This is a genomic window from Cellulomonas taurus (assembly GCF_012931845.1).
In the GTDB taxonomy this organism is placed as follows: Bacteria; Actinomycetota; Actinomycetes; order Actinomycetales; family Cellulomonadaceae; genus Cellulomonas; species Cellulomonas taurus.
On sequence record NZ_CP051884.1, the window covers coordinates 3160674 to 3174381 of the forward strand.

The following is a 13708-nucleotide window of genomic DNA, read 5'->3' on the forward strand; positions in this document are numbered from 1 at the left end:
CGGTTGCTGAGACTCCCGAGCGGGCGGTTCAGCGAGCCGCATCATGCCATCTCGAACGGCACAGCGGGAGGGGCGCATGCTATTTCAGGGCAATTGCCCGATATCGGCGAACAACGCGCGTACTTCCGATACGACGATCTCGGGCTGTTCGGCGGGGATCAGGTGTCCGCTGCGCTCGGCCACCACCAGGCTGCTGTCGGTCGAGAGCGCGAGCATCCGTCGCTGCCCGTCCTGCCAGATCCGTTCGAGCTCGGCCCCGGTCTCGGCGTCCACCCCGGCAGCGGCATAGTCCTGGGGCAGCCCCCGCGCGATGATCCGCACCGGGAGGTCGCCCAGGTCCTGTCCCCGCAGCGCGTCCTCGGTGGTCGAGATCCGGTCGGCCTCGTCTCGCTGAGTACTGAAGTAGGTCGGCGAGGCCGTCACGTTCAGGAACTCCTGCCGTTGATCCGCCGGGACCAACCCCTCCAGCAGCGACCCGCCGTCGAAGCGCAGCACTCCGGTGGCCTTCAGTAGGCTCGGGATCCAGGTGGGCAACGCCGAGGTGCCCGCCCCGTCCGGCAGCAGAGCGGCCGTGCGACGGGCATCGTCCTCGGGTCGGGCGTCCACCAGGACCAGCCCCGCGACCTCCTCCGGGTACCGACGGGCGAACTCCCTGACGTACAGGCCGCCCAGACTGTGACCGACCAGCACGTACGGCTCGGGTGCGTCGATCTCCCGGAGAGCGGTCCGCAGGTCGGCGATCACGGCCTCGGCGGTGCGCGGCTCCTCGGCGGGCTCGCTCCACGCGGTGCCCGCGCGGTCGTACCGCACCACGGTGGTCAGGTCGTCCAGGCCGGCCGCCACGTCCGCCCAGCCCGACGCGACCTCGCCGCTGCCCGCCTCCAGCACCACGGTCGGGCCACCGGTCCCCTGCTGGACCACGTGCACGCGGTGACCACCGACATCGACCAGCTGCCCCGGCATCGGATGCGCATCCCGACCGGCGGCCGTCCGCGCGTTCTCCACCAGCACGGCCACACCGAGCAGCCCGGCCAGCACGACCGGGACCGCGGCGAGGACCAGCCATCTCTTTTTGAACACACTCGTACTCATAAATGGATGCTAACACGACTGTGTACAATCGCCGGATGCCGAGGTTGATCGATCACGCCGAACGCGACCGGGTCATCGCCGAAGCCGCCTGGACGGTGCTGACCAGGGATGGCGTGCTCGCGTTCTCCGTCCGCAACGTCGCCGACGAGGCAGGGCTCGCCACCGCCTCGCTGCGGCGGCGGTTCCCCACCCAAGACGCCCTGCGGGTGTACTGCCTGCGGCTGGTCTCGGAGCGCGTCACCGCCCGGATCGCGGCGCTGGACCCCGCCACCGACCCGGCCACCCTCGCCCTCAGCTGCCTCGAACAGCTGCTGCCGCTGGACGCCGAGCGCCGGGTGGAGATGGAGGTGTTCCTCGCCCTGGCGTCGCTGGCCCCCACCAATCCCGCCGTCCGGGTCGCGTACGGCGAGGCCCATGACGCCATCGCGCGGGTGTGCCGCTCGGTGGTGGAGCTGGTCGCGGGCACCCCCGACGACACGGCGGCCCGGCGCGTGCACGCCCTGGTCGACGGCCTCGCGCTCCACCTGGTGCACCAGGACCCGGCGGAGGACACGGACTGGGCGGTCGGCATCCTCGCCGACGCGGTGTGGCCGCTGCGGACGTAGCGGCCGACGCCCGCCCACGCTTGACCTGGTGCGCGCTCCAGGTGGTGCGATCCCTGCCATGACCACCACCGACACCCGCACCCTCGCACTCGGCACCATGTCCTACGGCACCCGCGTGGAGGCGCCGACCGCCTTCGCCCTGCTCGACCGCTACGTCGAGCGAGGTGGACGCTGGCTCGACACGGCCGACAACTACGCGTGCTGGCTCTCGCCCTCCGGTCGCGGTGGGACGAGCGAGGCCACACTCGGCGCGTGGTTCCGCGCCCACCCCGGCGTGCGCGACCAGGTCCGGATCTCCACCAAACTGGGCGCCGACCCGGTCACGCCCGGCGTCTGGCCCGCATCCTGGGAGGGCCTCAGCCCCACGGCGATCGACCGGGCGATCGGGCACTCGCTCGACCGGTTGGGCACCGACCACGTCGATCTGCTCTGGGCCCACGTCGAGGACCGCGCGGTGGACCTCGCGGCCCAGGTGAGCGCCCTCGGCGCGCTGGTCAGCTCGGGACGGGCCGGCCGGATCGGGGCGTCCAACCACGCCACCTGGCGGGTCGAGCGGGCGCGCACACTCGCCCGAACCGCCGCGGTGCCGTCGTTCACCGCACTCCAGCTGCGGCACACCTACCTGCAGCCGATCCCGTTCGCCCCGCTGCCGGACACCGGTCATGTCGTCGCCTCCCCCGAGGCGCTGGACTACGCGGCCACCGAAGGACTCGACCTGTGGTCGTACACCACCCTGCTCGGCGGGGCGTTCACCCACCCGGATCGGCTGCAGGACGCCTACCGCCACCCCGACACCGAGCGGCGGCTCGCCACCCTCGCACGGGTCGCCCAGCGGTACGGTGCCACCAGCAACCAGGTGGTGCTCGCATGGCTGCTGGACGGTTCGCCGCGGGTCACCCCGATCATCGGCCCCTCGACCCTCGCGCAGCTCGACGAAGCGATGGACGCCCGCGACCTGCACCTGGACGAGGACGCACGCGCGGAGCTCGACGACGGAGGCACGGCATGACGACCACACCGGTCACGATCGGCGAGGCGAGCACCCGGACCGGACTGTCGGTCGACGCGCTGCGCTACTACGAGGACGAGGGGCTGATCGGGCCGCTCGACCGCGACGGCGCCAACCACCGCGTGTTCTCCGAGAACGACCTCGCCTGGATCGCGGTCATCACCTGCATGCGCGACGCCGGACTCGGCATCGCCGACCTGCGCACGTTCTGCGATCTGCTGCACCGCCGCCGCGCCACCGCCGACCCGGTGGCATTCCTGCGGGACCGCCGGGCGGCGCTGGCCGCCCGGGCCGCGGTGCTGGACCGGGCGATCGCGGTGCTGGACGACAAGATCGCGCACTTCAGCCGGGTCGACGCTGCATCGACGGTGCCGGGCGCCGATCCGACCGACACCTGAACGGGTGCCGTCCCGAACGCGAAGAACCCCCGCCCGGTGTCCCGGACGGGGGTTCTTCGTCTGTGCGCCTGGAGGGACTCGAACCCCCAACCTTCTGATCCGTAGTCAGATGCTCTATCCATTGAGCTACAGGCGCGCCACCCCGGAGGGCCGCAGATGAGACTACAGGTTCAGGCCCTCCAACCCAAACTCGCTGTCACGTCACGCGGATCACAGTGGTCACATGCCCACCCGGCACCACACCCGCCGGCCGCCGGTGGGGGGCCATTCGATGCCCCACTCACCGCCGAGTCGCGCAGCCAGTTCGGTGCGGTGGCTGACCTGTTGCATCCGACTGGGATCGCGGACCCCGACCAGCGCGCCCTCCGCGCGCAGGTCGAGCTCCAGCAGCAACCGGTCGTCCGGGTGGGTGCAGGTGACCGCCTCCCGGAGCAGTTCGGTCGCCACCAGCCGGATCCGTGGACGCTGCGCTGCCGGGACGCCCTCCAACGCCAGGCAACGATCGATCCACTGACGACCCGCCGCGGCGGCACGCGGCCCGGCGGCGAGTTCGATCGCACGACGGGGGTGGTGGCCGGTCGCCACGGGGGCGGACAGCAGCGGGATGACGACGGCGGTGGCGGACACGATGCTCGGATCCGATCAGGCGGCGGCCTGGTGGTCGCGCCACAGCTTGCGGGCCACGACGGCGACGATTCCGGTCACCGCGACGGCGGCCACGAGCTTGCCCATGGTGTGCTCCGATCCCCTCCGGACGCCTGGGTGGCGTCGATGGGATCGAGTCTTCCTCGGGACGGGGTACGCGCGGATCAGCCTGGAGGATCGTTCTCGGGTCGTCCCTGGGGCGGACCCGGCGGCCGCTGACCTGCATCGGACGGACGACCCCACCACCCCAGGGCGAGTCCAGCCAGCGCGACGATCAGCACGTGCGTGGCCGTCGAATCGGCGCCGCGGACGGCCCAGCCGAGCAGGTTCGGTTGGGCGTCGACGAACGGGTTGAGCTGGCCGGATGGTCCGGTGGCCAGCAGCACGACGACCAGCACCAGAGCGGTGACCGCGACGACGCCCGGGAGCACCCATCGTCGCCCGGCCAGCACCAGGACGATCCCGGCGACCACGGCGACCAGCAGGTAGGGCAGCCAGGGAACGGCCGACCCGACGATGTGCGACGGCGCATTGCCGAGGTCGAGGGCCAGACCCGCTCGACCGGACGAGGCCCGGATGGTGGAGTAGCCGATCGCGACCAGGGTGGCAGCGGCGACGACGATGGACAGCAGGACACGCGAGACGGTGCGGATGACTCCCCCTGAGGTCAGTTGCCGTACGGACTGCCTACCGTCGATCGGGCGGTCGCGTCCAGCACCCGGTGTGCCCCGGATCCTTCCGGGACGATGATCTCGACCTCCGAGGCGCCCACCCGGAACCCGCCGATCACCGCACTGGCGAATCGCGGATGCCCGGCGACCCGGACGTCCTCGATCGCCTCGAAGGGCACGATCAGCCGCCCGGAGGAGTGCACCGGCTGGCGACCGCCGAGCAGCCACTCGTGTCGCCCGAGGATCTCCAGCACCCCCTCGTCCTCCGCCAGCACCGCCGCCTGCACGGTGACCGGGGACAGCCCGCCGCGCACCCGTCGTCGACCGTGACCCACCCACGGCCGGAACCAGGGCCGGTGCCGCACCAGGTCCCGCAGGTCGCCGACCAGCCCCTGGTCTTCACGTCCGAGGTCGAAGGCCGCCACCGGGTCGGCGTGCTCGCGTCCGACGTCGATCAGCGTGGCACCGGTCCGACTCGGCCCCGCACCGGCGGCGTCTGCCAGCAGGGCGTCGATCAGCCGCTGCACCCGCTCCCGGCTCGACCCGTTGTAGGGCACGGTCACGGTCGCGCCGTCCCGCGCCGCCACGGTCAGGGTCCCCGCCAGCAGGTTGACGGTGTCCCGGACCCACGCGATGCCGGACAGCGGCACCTGCTCGACGGTGAAACCCGTGGCAGCGTCCTCGCGCCGGGTCAGAGCCAGCAGGCGGTGGTCGTCCAGCACCAGCAGGTGGTCGTAGAGGTCCATGTCCGGCGTCGCGTCCCGCCGGGTGATGTTCCGGGGCACCTTGAGCACCAGCCGGGCGGTCGCCAGGTCGAGCGGGTAGCCGCTGAACAGGCGGGGCACCTGGTCGGCGGAGCGGACCTCGTCGATCCACGGGCCGAAGCTGTCGAACTCGGACGTCGTCGTCACGCGGTCAGCGTACGTGCAGAAAACCCCGCCCCGGAGCGATCCGGAGCGGGGTTTCACGAGGCTCTTCGACCTCGGAAGCGGAGACGGTGGGATTTGAACCCACGGAAGGGTTGCCCCTTCACGACCTTAGCAGGGTCGCGCACTAGACCTGACTATGCGACGTCTCCAAGCTGAGCCAGCGTACCTGGCCTGCGCGCCCAGCGGCAAAGCGCGGCCGATCAACGCTCGAACGCCCACTCGCGGTCGCTCACCATCCGGGCCACCGCCAGCCCGATGCACAGCGCGATCACCACCAGTCCTGCCTGCACCCCGTAGGCCAGGGCCTGGGTGGTGTCGCCGTTGGAGAGGTGGAAGATCGCCCGGTAGGCGGCGGCACCCGGCACCATGATGACCACCGCCGGCACCGACACGGTGATGCGCGGGATCCGCATCCGCGGGGCGATCACGGCGGCCAGCACGCCGACCAGCAGCGCGGCGCAGGCGGCCGCCGCCTGCGCCGGCATGTCGGCGTCCACCAGCAGCAGCCGCACCGTGTTGGCGACCATCCCGACGGTCGCGGCGGCGACCGCCATCCGCCACGGGCTGTTGAACATCAGGGCGAAGCCGAGCACGCCGACGAAGCTGGCGATCAGCCGCAGCACGGTCAGCAGCACCGGGTCGAAGGCCGGGGGCACCGCGGGATCGGGTGACAGCCCGGCGATGGTCGACACGCCCCACACCGCGAGCGCCGCCGAGGTGAGCACCACCAGCGCGTAGGACAGTCGCGCCACCCCGGCGGAGAAGTCGAGTTTGGCCAGGTCGAGTCCACCGGTGACCAGCGGGAAACCGGGGATCAGGAACAGCACCGCGGAGATGTACCCGGCCGCGTGCCGGGTCTCGGTCGCCCCGAGCTGGTGCACGACCGAGACGACCCCGAGGTAGGTCAGGCAGGCGAGCGCCGCGGCGACCATCGTCACGCCGAACTGGTTCAGCCCGCGGTGCAGCAGGAGTCGTCGCACCAGCTGTCCCAGCCACGCGCCGACGAACACCGCCGCCATCTCCACCGGGCCGCCGTTGTTCAGGAACGCGAAGGCGGCGCAGGCGATCGCCGCCCACAGCGCGTTGACCGCCGGGCGGTAGAGCAGCGGCTTGGACTCGATCCGGTCCAGGTCGGCGGAGATCTCCTCGACCGTCACCCGGCGGTCGTTCGCCGCCAGCGACCCGGCCAGGCGTTCCAGCTCCGACAGCCGGTCGGCGTTGATCCCGACGCTGCGGACCTCGGTCACCTCGGTGCGGAACGAGTGGCCCCGGTGCGAGGTGGTGGTGATCTCGGTCAGGGTGACATGGGCCTGGTGCCGGTCGATGCCCAGGGCCGTGGCGACCCGCGCCATCGACGACTTCACCCGGTAGGAGCCGGTGCCCGCGGACAGGCTGAGTCGCCCCACCCGCAGGGCGACACCGGACTGCCGGATCAGTTCCAGCTCGTCATCTGTGGGTTGGGTCGGCACCGGACCATGATGCCGGGCGCGGCGGCGACGCAGCAGGGACTGTCCGAACCGGGCCCGCGACGGGCATGATGCGCCGGTGAGTGAGACCCGGTGCCCGTGCCTGAGCGGCCTGCGCTACGACGACTGCTGCGGGCGGTTCCATCGCGGCCACGCCCTGGCCCCGACCGCCGAACAGCTGATGCGCTCCCGGTTCAGCGCCTTCGCCGTCGGCGACCCGGCGTACCTGCTGGCGACCTGGCACCCGCGCACCCGGCCGGAGTCGCTGGAGCTGGACCCGGAGGACCGCTGGTACCGGCTGGACATCCACGCCACCGAGCGCGGCGGGCCCTTCGACGACGCCGGGCTGGTGACCTTCACCGCGTATCACCGCGGACCGCAGGGTGCCGGGACGATGCATGAGGTCAGCCGGTTCGTGCGCGAGGACGGGCGTTGGCTGTACCTGGACGGCCAGGTGTCCTGACTACGACGCCTCGGACTCGATCAGCAGGGTGGTCGGACCGTCGTTGACCAGCGACACCGCCATGTCGGCACCGAACACCCCGGTCGCCACCGTCAGCCCGCGTCCCCGCAGATCGGCGACCACGGCGTCCACCAGCGGCTCCGCCACTGGACCGGGCGCCGCCGCGTTCCAGGTCGGTCGCCGACCCTTGCGGGCGTCGCCGTAGAGGGTGAACTGGCTGATCACCAGGACCGGCGCCCCGGCCTCGGTCACCGAGCGCTCACCGCGCAGCAGTCGCAGGTCGGCGATCTTGCGGGCGATGTGCTCGGCCTGGGCGGGTCCGTCGCCGTGGGTCACCCCGACCAGCACCACCAGGCCCTCCCCCTCGAAGGCCCCGACCACCGTGCCGTCCACCCGGACCGAGGCGCCGTGCGCGCGCTGGATCACCGCCCGCATCAGAACGCCGCCACCACCGCGCCCACCGGCTCGCCGTGCCCGAGCACCGGGACCTCGCCCAGGTCCTCGACCAGCGCGGGATCGACGCCGGCGACCTTCAGCGCCGCGGCCAGCACCACCGGCCGGGGCCGGGCACCGCCGTCGACGATCTTGAACGCCAGCGACGACCCGTCGGGCAGCCCGGCCGCGTACACGCCGTCGGCGCCGTCCTTGGCGACCAGTCCGGGGACAGCCCGCATCGCCCGTGTGACGTCCCGGCCGGTGCCGCCGACCAGCTCCGGGTGCTCGCTCATCGCCAACGCCACCTGGGCCTCGGGCAGCGCCGCCACTTCGATCCCGGACCGCGCCGAACCACCGAAGGAGGCCCCGGCGCGGGCGATCCGGCCGAAGGCCTTGGCCAGTCCGGTCAGCGAGGTGGAGAACAGCGGCGCGCCGCAGCCGTCGATGGTGGTGTGCTCCACCGGCACGCCGGTGAGCTCCTCCACCGCAGCCTGGACGGCGATCTGCACCGGGTGCTCGGGCTCCCAGTAGGAGTCGGTGTCCCAGCCGAACTCGCCGGAGTGGGCGGCGCAGGTCATCAGCATCGCCGCGTGCTTGCCGGAGCAGTTCTGGGTCAGCGGGGCCGGTCCGTGCCCCTCGGTGCGCCAGGCGAAGGCCGCCTCCGGGTCCAGCGGCATGTCCGGCGTGTTCGCCAGGTCGTCCTCGGTCAGGTCGGCGGCGGCCAGCATCGCGCGCACCACCCGCAGGTGGTCCGGCTCCCCGTTGTGCGAGGCGCAGGCCAGCGCGAGCTGCTCCGGGGTCGGGTGCACGCTGCTCAGTCCGGCGCGCAGCATCCCCACCGCCTGCAACGGCTTGAGGGACGAGCGCGCCAGCACCGTCACCCCGGGGTCGCCCAGGGCCAGCCGCACGTCGCCGTCCGGCCCGAGCACCACCAGGTGCCCGGCGTGCACGGACTCGACCAGATCACCGCGGACCACCCGGGCCAGCGGCACCGCGTCGGTCGCGATGTCCCGTGCCCCGGCTGCCGTGACCACGGCGGCGGCAGCGTGCAGGTGCTCGGCGAACAACGGTCCGCCCGGTCGGATGCCCGGCATGCTCACCACCCGCCCCGGGACGAGCGCCCGCCGCCGGAGTACCCGCTGATCGCGGGCTTCACGTCGACCAGGTACACCACAGCGGCGACCGCGGCGAGCAGGGCGAGGAAGCGCAGCGCACCCAGCGGCGGCAGGGCGATGAAGGACACCGCCGTCGCCACCCCGAGCACGATCAGCCACAGCTGCTTGGTCCGCTTCCCGGCGGCGACATAGGCACCGGCCGGACGGCGGGCGGCATCGATCAGCGCCCAGACGCACAGCACGAAGACGGCGAAGTAGAACAGCGAGAACAGGATGAACTGCACGTTGCCGAAGATCACGGGCCGAGCCTACGGGTCAGATCTCCGGCAGCGCCTCGTGAGCCTGCGCCGAGTCGACGCCGCTGGCCTCCAACAGGTCGACCACCAGGGACCGGATCAACAGCACCAGGGACTGCACCTGCCAGTCGTCAGGGGCCAGGGTGAACGGGTCCAGTTCCTCCGCCAGCACCAGCAGCGTGGTGGAGGCCCGCAGGGGTTCCGACCCCGATCCGAGCGCGGCCGCCAGGTCCTCGGCGGCCAGGGCGGTGCGCTGCACGATGTCGGCGAGCGTGGACAGGTCGTGCCCGTGCTCCGGGGTGCCGAGGGTCGCCTTGGTGCGCCGGGCCAGCACACGCGCGTTGCGCACTGCCCGGTCGGTGCGCACGGCGGACCGGTTCAGCCACTGCAGCTCGGTGCGGTGCCGCCGGGCCGCCGGTGACACCCGGGCCAGGTCACGGGCGGCGGCACAGGCGTCCTGCCATTCGGCGAGCGCCGGTTCGGTGGCACGGCCCCGCATCAGCGCGTCCTCGATGTCCGACGGCTGGTGGGTGCGCATCCCCTTGGCCAGCACGCCGAGCATCGCCGCCAGTTCCTCGACCGCCGTCCTGCCCTGCGCCCGGGGTCGACGACGGACGTCGCGCGGGATCAGCGCGGCCACCGCCAACGCGACCAGGCCACCGACCACCGCATCGGTCCAGCGCCCGACCGGCCCACCGGAGGCGGCGACGGTCGGCAGCCCGACGATCACGATCGACTGCACCCCGGCCTGGGTGGTCAGCATCGGACCGCGGTCGATGAACCGGGCGATGAACGCCGACACCACCAGCACCGCGGCGACCTGCCAGGCGCCGGTGCCGATCACGTGCACCACCACGTCGCCCAGCGCGACCCCGAGGGCCACCCCGACCGCCAGCTCGGCCACCCGGCGCAGGTCGCGGTCGGCGCTGAAGCCCAGCGACACCCAAGCCCCCACCGCCGCGAAGAACGGCGCCTGGTGCCCCAGCAGCTCGTGCGCCAACCAGAACGCGACCCCGGCCGCCATCGCCGCCTGCATCACCGGCCAGAACGCGGTGCGGACCCGGGACCAGCCCTGCCGGACCCGGGCCTCGACGGCGATCCGGGGCCAGTGCGAGGTGTTCACAGCATCGGGTGGCCGCCCAGACCGCGGGTCAGCGGTCCGTGCGCCGCCGGGCGGTCGACCGACACGCCCTCACCCGGCACGATCTCCTCCTGCCCGGCGGAGACAACCCCGCCGTCGCAGTCCACGACCAGTTCGACGTCCACCGGAGTCGAGCGCTTGACCACGGCCAGCGCCACCGGGCCGAGCTCGTGGTGCCGGACCAGGCTGGTGACCCGGCCGACCTCGCGGCCCGCCTCGCCCCCGGTGCGCAGGTCGCCGACCAGCCGCACCGTGGCGCCGTCCTCCGGCAGCAGATGCCCGGAACCGTCCAGGTGCAGCAGCACGATCCGGCGCGGCGGACGCCCCAGGTTGTGCACCCGCGCGATGGTCTCCTGCCCGCGGTAGCAGCCCTTGTGCATGTGCACCGCGGTGCGCAGCCAGTCCAGCTCGTGCGGGATCGTGCGGTGGTCGACCTCCCGGCCGAACCGCGGTCGCAGCGCCTCGACCCGCACCGCCTCGGCCGCCCAGGTGCCGACCAACGGCCAGCCGGCCGCCTCCCGGGCCGCGACCTCCTCGACCAGACGCTCCCGTGGCACCAGCACCAGCCGCCAGCGCCGGTCGTTGCCGGGGTGCACGTCGTCGGCCGGGCCGTAGCGGGTGCCCCCGGGTGCGGTGGTCGGCCACGGGTCGCGCCAGGTGATCGACTCCCCCGCCGCACCCTCGGCGTCCACCGGCTCGGCCAGCGCCGCCCAGTCGGCCGTGACGTCGGCGACCTCGACCCGGAGCATGAACCTCATCCGGTCGAGCCAGGCGGCCAGCTCCGGCGCGGTCTCCGAGATCAGCCAGGTCGCCTCGCCGTCGTCCACCACCCCGGCCGCGTGCTCGATGTGACCCTGCGGGCTGAGCACCAGCAGTTCGGTGCTGGTCCGCGGCGGTAGGTCGTCCAGCTGCTGCGAGGTGATCGAGTGCAGCCAGCTCAGCCGATCCGGACCGACGACCCGGACCACGCCGAGGTGCGACTGGTCCACCACCGCGCCGCCGCGGGTCAGCGCACGCTGCTCGGCGGTCGGGTCGCCGTAGTGCCAGGCGACCCCGGCGTCCGGCCCGGTGGCCGGGACAGCGCCGTGCCGGGCGAGCAGCGGACTGTTCACGCCTCGACCCGGGTCAGGCGCGCCGAGGCGTAGGACTGCATCGGCTGACCGAAGGCCGCCATGTCGTGCGCCCACATCAGGTCGCCGTTCACCAGGCCGAGCAGCCGCTTGCCCGCTGTCACCTCGGCACCGGTCTCGGTGCGGGCGATCAGGTCGCTCACCAGGTCGATCCGGCCGTTGCCGGTCGCGCCGACATACACGTCGACGTGCCCCGACGGGTCCGCGAGCAGCAGTTCCACGGGAAACAGCTCCGAGCCCATGCCCTCCGGCCGCGCCGGCGGGATGCGCCAGTAGCCCGACTCGGTCGACCACACCGGTGCGTCCTGCTCGCCGTCGAGCGCGGAGACGTCATCCGGGGCGACCACGAGCCGGATCACCGAGCGGTAGGACAGGTACAGCCCGCCGTCGTGGTCGATCTCGATCTCCTGGGTGAAGGAGGTCTCCTCCACGCCGGGGTAACCGAGCACGCCCTCGCCCGACCAGCGGCCGACCAGCCAGGCCAGCGGGTACAGCTCGGGCGCGAGGCCCTCAGGGATGGTGAAGGCCATCAGCGCTGACCGGTGAACAGGCGGTACACGACGTACCCGGCGAACCAGGCGATCGCGACGGCCGAGACGACCAGCAGGCCGATGAAGACGAGTTCCAGAGGCTCCATGTGCCGATCCTAACGACGGCACTCAAGCCTCACCCGATCAGGACCCGCCCGGCCAGGTAGACCAGGATGCCGGTGACCGCCACCGGCAGGGTCGCGACGGACAGCAGCGCCGCCCGCTCCCACTGCTCGCCCTCGTGGTCCAGGCGCCGGAACAGCTCGGTGGCGGCGGCGACCAGGATGCCCACCGCCAGCCCGAGCAGGGTGCCGGACAACAGCCCGATCACCGGCAGCGCCACCCCGACCACGGCACCGGCGGCTGTCGAACCGCCGACCACGATCCCGACCCGGAGCCACCCGTCGAAGGGCAGCGCGCTGATCGCCGACCCGACGGCGAGCGCCACCGCACCGGTCACCACCACCGCATCCCCGGCGACCGTCCGCTCGGCGGCGAGCCAGCCCACCGAACACACCGGCACCAACGCACCGGCCACCGTCCCGGCCACCGACTCGACCAGCCGTTCCCGACCGTCCCGCCGGACCAGCTGCATGACGAAGGCCGCCAGCACCACACCGGCGAACACCGCGGGCACCGGGTTCAACATCGCCTGCTCGGTGGACAGCCAGACCGCCAGCACCGCGGCGACACCACCCAGGGCGATCACCACGGCCGAGTGCCAGCGCGCGGGCAGCCCGGCGACCAGGGGCCAGCCGACCGCGAACAGCACACCCAGAGCGATCAACAGCCCGCCCAGCACCGGACCGCTGTGTCCGGCCAGCGTGAGGTCGCCGACCACACCGGCGACCGCCACCAGGGTCGCCAGCACTGCCGAGGTCACGGCCCGATTCGACGCCTGCACGCCCGCCATCCTGACAGACTCGGACCGCAGGCCCGCGCACCGGGCGGATCGACGGTCCGTGTCCGGCGCGTGACATCCCGGTCACATCCGGGAAAAACGCGGGGGCTATCGTGTCCCCCACTTCGCCACAGGGAGGGGAGCCGCCAGTGGCCGATCTGCTTCTGCTCACACCCGCATCCGGCGGGTCGTCCCAGGTTCTCCCTGCGCTCGGCCTGCTGTCCCACCGCGTCCGGGTGCTGCCCGTGGAACCGTCCGCGCTGGTGGACGCCCCGGACGCCGACATCGTGGTGCTGGACGCACGCCGCGACCTGGTGACCGCCCGCACCACCTGCCGGCTGCTGCGCGCCACCGGCCTGACGGTCCCGCTGGTGCTCGTGCTCACCGAGGGCGGCCTGACGGTGGTCACCGCCGAGTGGGGCGCCGACGACATCGTGCTGGAGAACGCCACCCCGGCGGAGGTCGAGACCCGGTTCCGTCTGGTCATCGAGCGCGCGGCGAACTCCTCCCAGGACGACGGGCCGCAGGAGATCGCCTCCGGCGACCTGATGATCGACGCCGGGGGCTACACCGCCCGGTTGCGTGGCCGTCCGCTCGACCTCACCTACAAGGAGTTCGAGCTCCTGAAGTACCTGGTGCAGCACCCCGGGCGGGTGTTCACCCGGGCCCAGCTGCTCCAGGAGGTCTGGGGTTACGACTACTACGGGGGCACCCGGACGGTCGACGTGCACGTGCGGCGGCTGCGCGCCAAGCTCGGACCGGAGCACGAGCAGCTGATCGGCACCGTGCGCAACGTGGGCTACCGGTTCGACCCGCCCAAGGACCGCCGGGCCACCGAAGCGCAGGCGGAGGTCGGCGCGGACGCCTAGAATCGTCCGCGGT

General features: G+C 72.7%; 17 protein-coding genes and 2 tRNA genes. 5 read left to right on the forward strand and 14 right to left on the reverse strand.

What is annotated here, in order from left to right:
• Window positions 1-84: 84 nt before the first annotated feature.
• Window positions 85-1092, reverse strand: a complete 1008-nt coding sequence (locus HGK68_RS14630) for an alpha/beta fold hydrolase (RefSeq protein WP_169166623.1) — start codon at window positions 1090-1092, stop codon at window positions 85-87.
• Between the two features lie 35 nt (window positions 1093-1127).
• Between HGK68_RS14630 and HGK68_RS14635 the strand changes: the two genes are divergently transcribed.
• From HGK68_RS14635 to HGK68_RS14645, 3 genes are read left to right on the forward strand one after another with little or no spacing between them, the layout of a single operon-like run.
• Window positions 1128-1697 (forward strand): TetR/AcrR family transcriptional regulator, encoded by a 570-nt coding sequence (locus HGK68_RS14635; protein WP_169166624.1) that lies wholly within the window; start codon window positions 1128-1130, stop codon window positions 1695-1697.
• 58 nt (window positions 1698-1755) lie between these two features.
• A complete protein-coding gene (locus tag HGK68_RS14640) occupies window positions 1756-2706 on the forward strand; it encodes an aldo/keto reductase (protein ID WP_169166625.1) in 951 nt (316 codons plus the stop codon).
• A complete protein-coding gene (locus tag HGK68_RS14645) occupies window positions 2703-3104 on the forward strand; it encodes a MerR family transcriptional regulator (protein ID WP_169166626.1) in 402 nt (133 codons plus the stop codon). Before HGK68_RS14640 ends, HGK68_RS14645 begins: the two co-directional genes overlap by 4 nt.
• Window positions 3105-3167: 63 nt before the next feature.
• On the opposite strand, the gene HGK68_RS14650 is transcribed toward HGK68_RS14645, so the two are convergent.
• From HGK68_RS14650 to HGK68_RS14675, 6 genes are all read right to left on the reverse strand, one after another.
• Window positions 3168-3240 (reverse strand) — tRNA-Arg (locus HGK68_RS14650).
• Window positions 3241-3323: 83 nt separating this feature from the next.
• Window positions 3324-3731, reverse strand: coding sequence for a hypothetical protein (locus tag HGK68_RS14655; RefSeq protein ID WP_169166627.1), 408 nt, complete (start codon window positions 3729-3731; stop codon window positions 3324-3326).
• 182 nt (window positions 3732-3913) lie between these two features.
• Window positions 3914-4222 carry a hypothetical protein gene (locus HGK68_RS14660; RefSeq protein WP_169166628.1) on the reverse strand — a complete coding sequence of 103 codons (309 nt, stop codon included), beginning with the start codon at window positions 4220-4222 and terminating at the stop codon, window positions 3914-3916.
• Between the two features lie 194 nt (window positions 4223-4416).
• Window positions 4417-5331 carry a hypothetical protein gene (locus HGK68_RS14665; RefSeq protein WP_169166629.1) on the reverse strand — a complete coding sequence of 305 codons (915 nt, stop codon included), beginning with the start codon at window positions 5329-5331 and terminating at the stop codon, window positions 4417-4419.
• 78 nt (window positions 5332-5409) lie between these two features.
• A tRNA-Ser gene (locus HGK68_RS14670) sits at window positions 5410-5498 on the reverse strand.
• Window positions 5499-5549: 51 nt separating this feature from the next.
• Window positions 5550-6818 carry a threonine/serine exporter family protein gene (locus HGK68_RS14675; RefSeq protein ID WP_169166630.1) on the reverse strand — a complete coding sequence of 423 codons (1269 nt, stop codon included), beginning with the start codon at window positions 6816-6818 and terminating at the stop codon, window positions 5550-5552.
• 76 nt (window positions 6819-6894) lie between these two features.
• On the opposite strand from HGK68_RS14675, the gene HGK68_RS14680 reads away from it, so the two are divergent.
• Complete coding sequence (locus HGK68_RS14680) at window positions 6895-7278, forward strand: YchJ family protein (protein WP_169166631.1); 384 nt, start codon at window positions 6895-6897, stop codon at window positions 7276-7278.
• On the opposite strand, the gene dtd is transcribed toward HGK68_RS14680, so the two are convergent.
• The 7 genes from dtd to HGK68_RS14715 form a co-directional block, all read right to left on the reverse strand.
• The gene (dtd, locus tag HGK68_RS14685) at window positions 7279-7713 is read right to left on the reverse strand and encodes a D-aminoacyl-tRNA deacylase (RefSeq protein ID WP_169166632.1); all 435 of its coding nucleotides are present in this window, start codon (window positions 7711-7713) and stop codon (window positions 7279-7281) included. It lies immediately after the preceding gene.
• Complete coding sequence (locus HGK68_RS14690) at window positions 7713-8807, reverse strand: asparaginase (protein ID WP_169166633.1); 1095 nt, start codon at window positions 8805-8807, stop codon at window positions 7713-7715. The genes dtd and HGK68_RS14690 overlap by 1 nt, the downstream gene beginning before the upstream one ends.
• A gap of 2 nt (window positions 8808-8809) precedes the next feature.
• Window positions 8810-9127 carry a DUF2516 family protein gene (locus HGK68_RS14695; RefSeq protein WP_246260415.1) on the reverse strand — a complete coding sequence of 106 codons (318 nt, stop codon included), beginning with the start codon at window positions 9125-9127 and terminating at the stop codon, window positions 8810-8812.
• 16 nt (window positions 9128-9143) lie between these two features.
• Complete coding sequence (locus tag HGK68_RS14700; RefSeq protein WP_246260416.1) at window positions 9144-10247, reverse strand: FUSC family protein; 1104 nt, start codon at window positions 10245-10247, stop codon at window positions 9144-9146.
• Entirely contained in the window at window positions 10244-11377 is a 1134-nt protein-coding gene (gene ygfZ / locus HGK68_RS14705; RefSeq protein ID WP_169166634.1) for a CAF17-like 4Fe-4S cluster assembly/insertion protein YgfZ, read from the reverse strand. The genes HGK68_RS14700 and ygfZ overlap by 4 nt, the downstream gene beginning before the upstream one ends.
• Window positions 11374-11925, reverse strand: a complete 552-nt coding sequence (locus HGK68_RS14710; RefSeq protein WP_169166635.1) for a heme-binding beta-barrel domain-containing protein — start codon at window positions 11923-11925, stop codon at window positions 11374-11376. Before HGK68_RS14710 ends, ygfZ begins: the two co-directional genes overlap by 4 nt.
• A gap of 136 nt (window positions 11926-12061) precedes the next feature.
• Entirely contained in the window at window positions 12062-12808 is a 747-nt protein-coding gene (locus HGK68_RS14715; protein WP_246260418.1) for a hypothetical protein, read from the reverse strand.
• A 167-nt stretch (window positions 12809-12975) separates the two neighbouring features.
• Between HGK68_RS14715 and HGK68_RS14720 the strand changes: the two genes are divergently transcribed.
• On the forward strand, window positions 12976-13695 hold the full coding sequence (locus HGK68_RS14720; RefSeq protein ID WP_169166637.1) for a winged helix-turn-helix transcriptional regulator: 720 nt from the start codon (window positions 12976-12978) through the stop codon (window positions 13693-13695).
• Window positions 13696-13708: the final 13 nt, after the last annotated feature.

Excerpts from the sequence above, each read along its gene's own strand:
- HGK68_RS14630 (WP_169166623.1), bottom strand. The coding sequence starts at position 1,092 with ATGAGTACGAGTGTGTTCAAAAAGAGATGGCTGGTCCTCGCCGCGGTC.
- HGK68_RS14635 (WP_169166624.1), top strand. The coding sequence starts at position 1,128 with ATGCCGAGGTTGATCGATCACGCCGAACGCGACCGGGTCATCGCCGAA.
- HGK68_RS14640 (WP_169166625.1), top strand. The coding sequence starts at position 1,756 with ATGACCACCACCGACACCCGCACCCTCGCACTCGGCACCATGTCCTAC.
- HGK68_RS14645 (WP_169166626.1), top strand. The coding sequence starts at position 2,703 with ATGACGACCACACCGGTCACGATCGGCGAGGCGAGCACCCGGACCGGA.
- dtd (WP_169166632.1), bottom strand. The coding sequence starts at position 7,713 with ATGCGGGCGGTGATCCAGCGCGCGCACGGCGCCTCGGTCCGGGTGGAC.
- HGK68_RS14690 (WP_169166633.1), bottom strand. The coding sequence starts at position 8,807 with ATGCCGGGCATCCGACCGGGCGGACCGTTGTTCGCCGAGCACCTGCAC.
- HGK68_RS14710 (WP_169166635.1), bottom strand. The coding sequence starts at position 11,925 with ATGGCCTTCACCATCCCTGAGGGCCTCGCGCCCGAGCTGTACCCGCTG.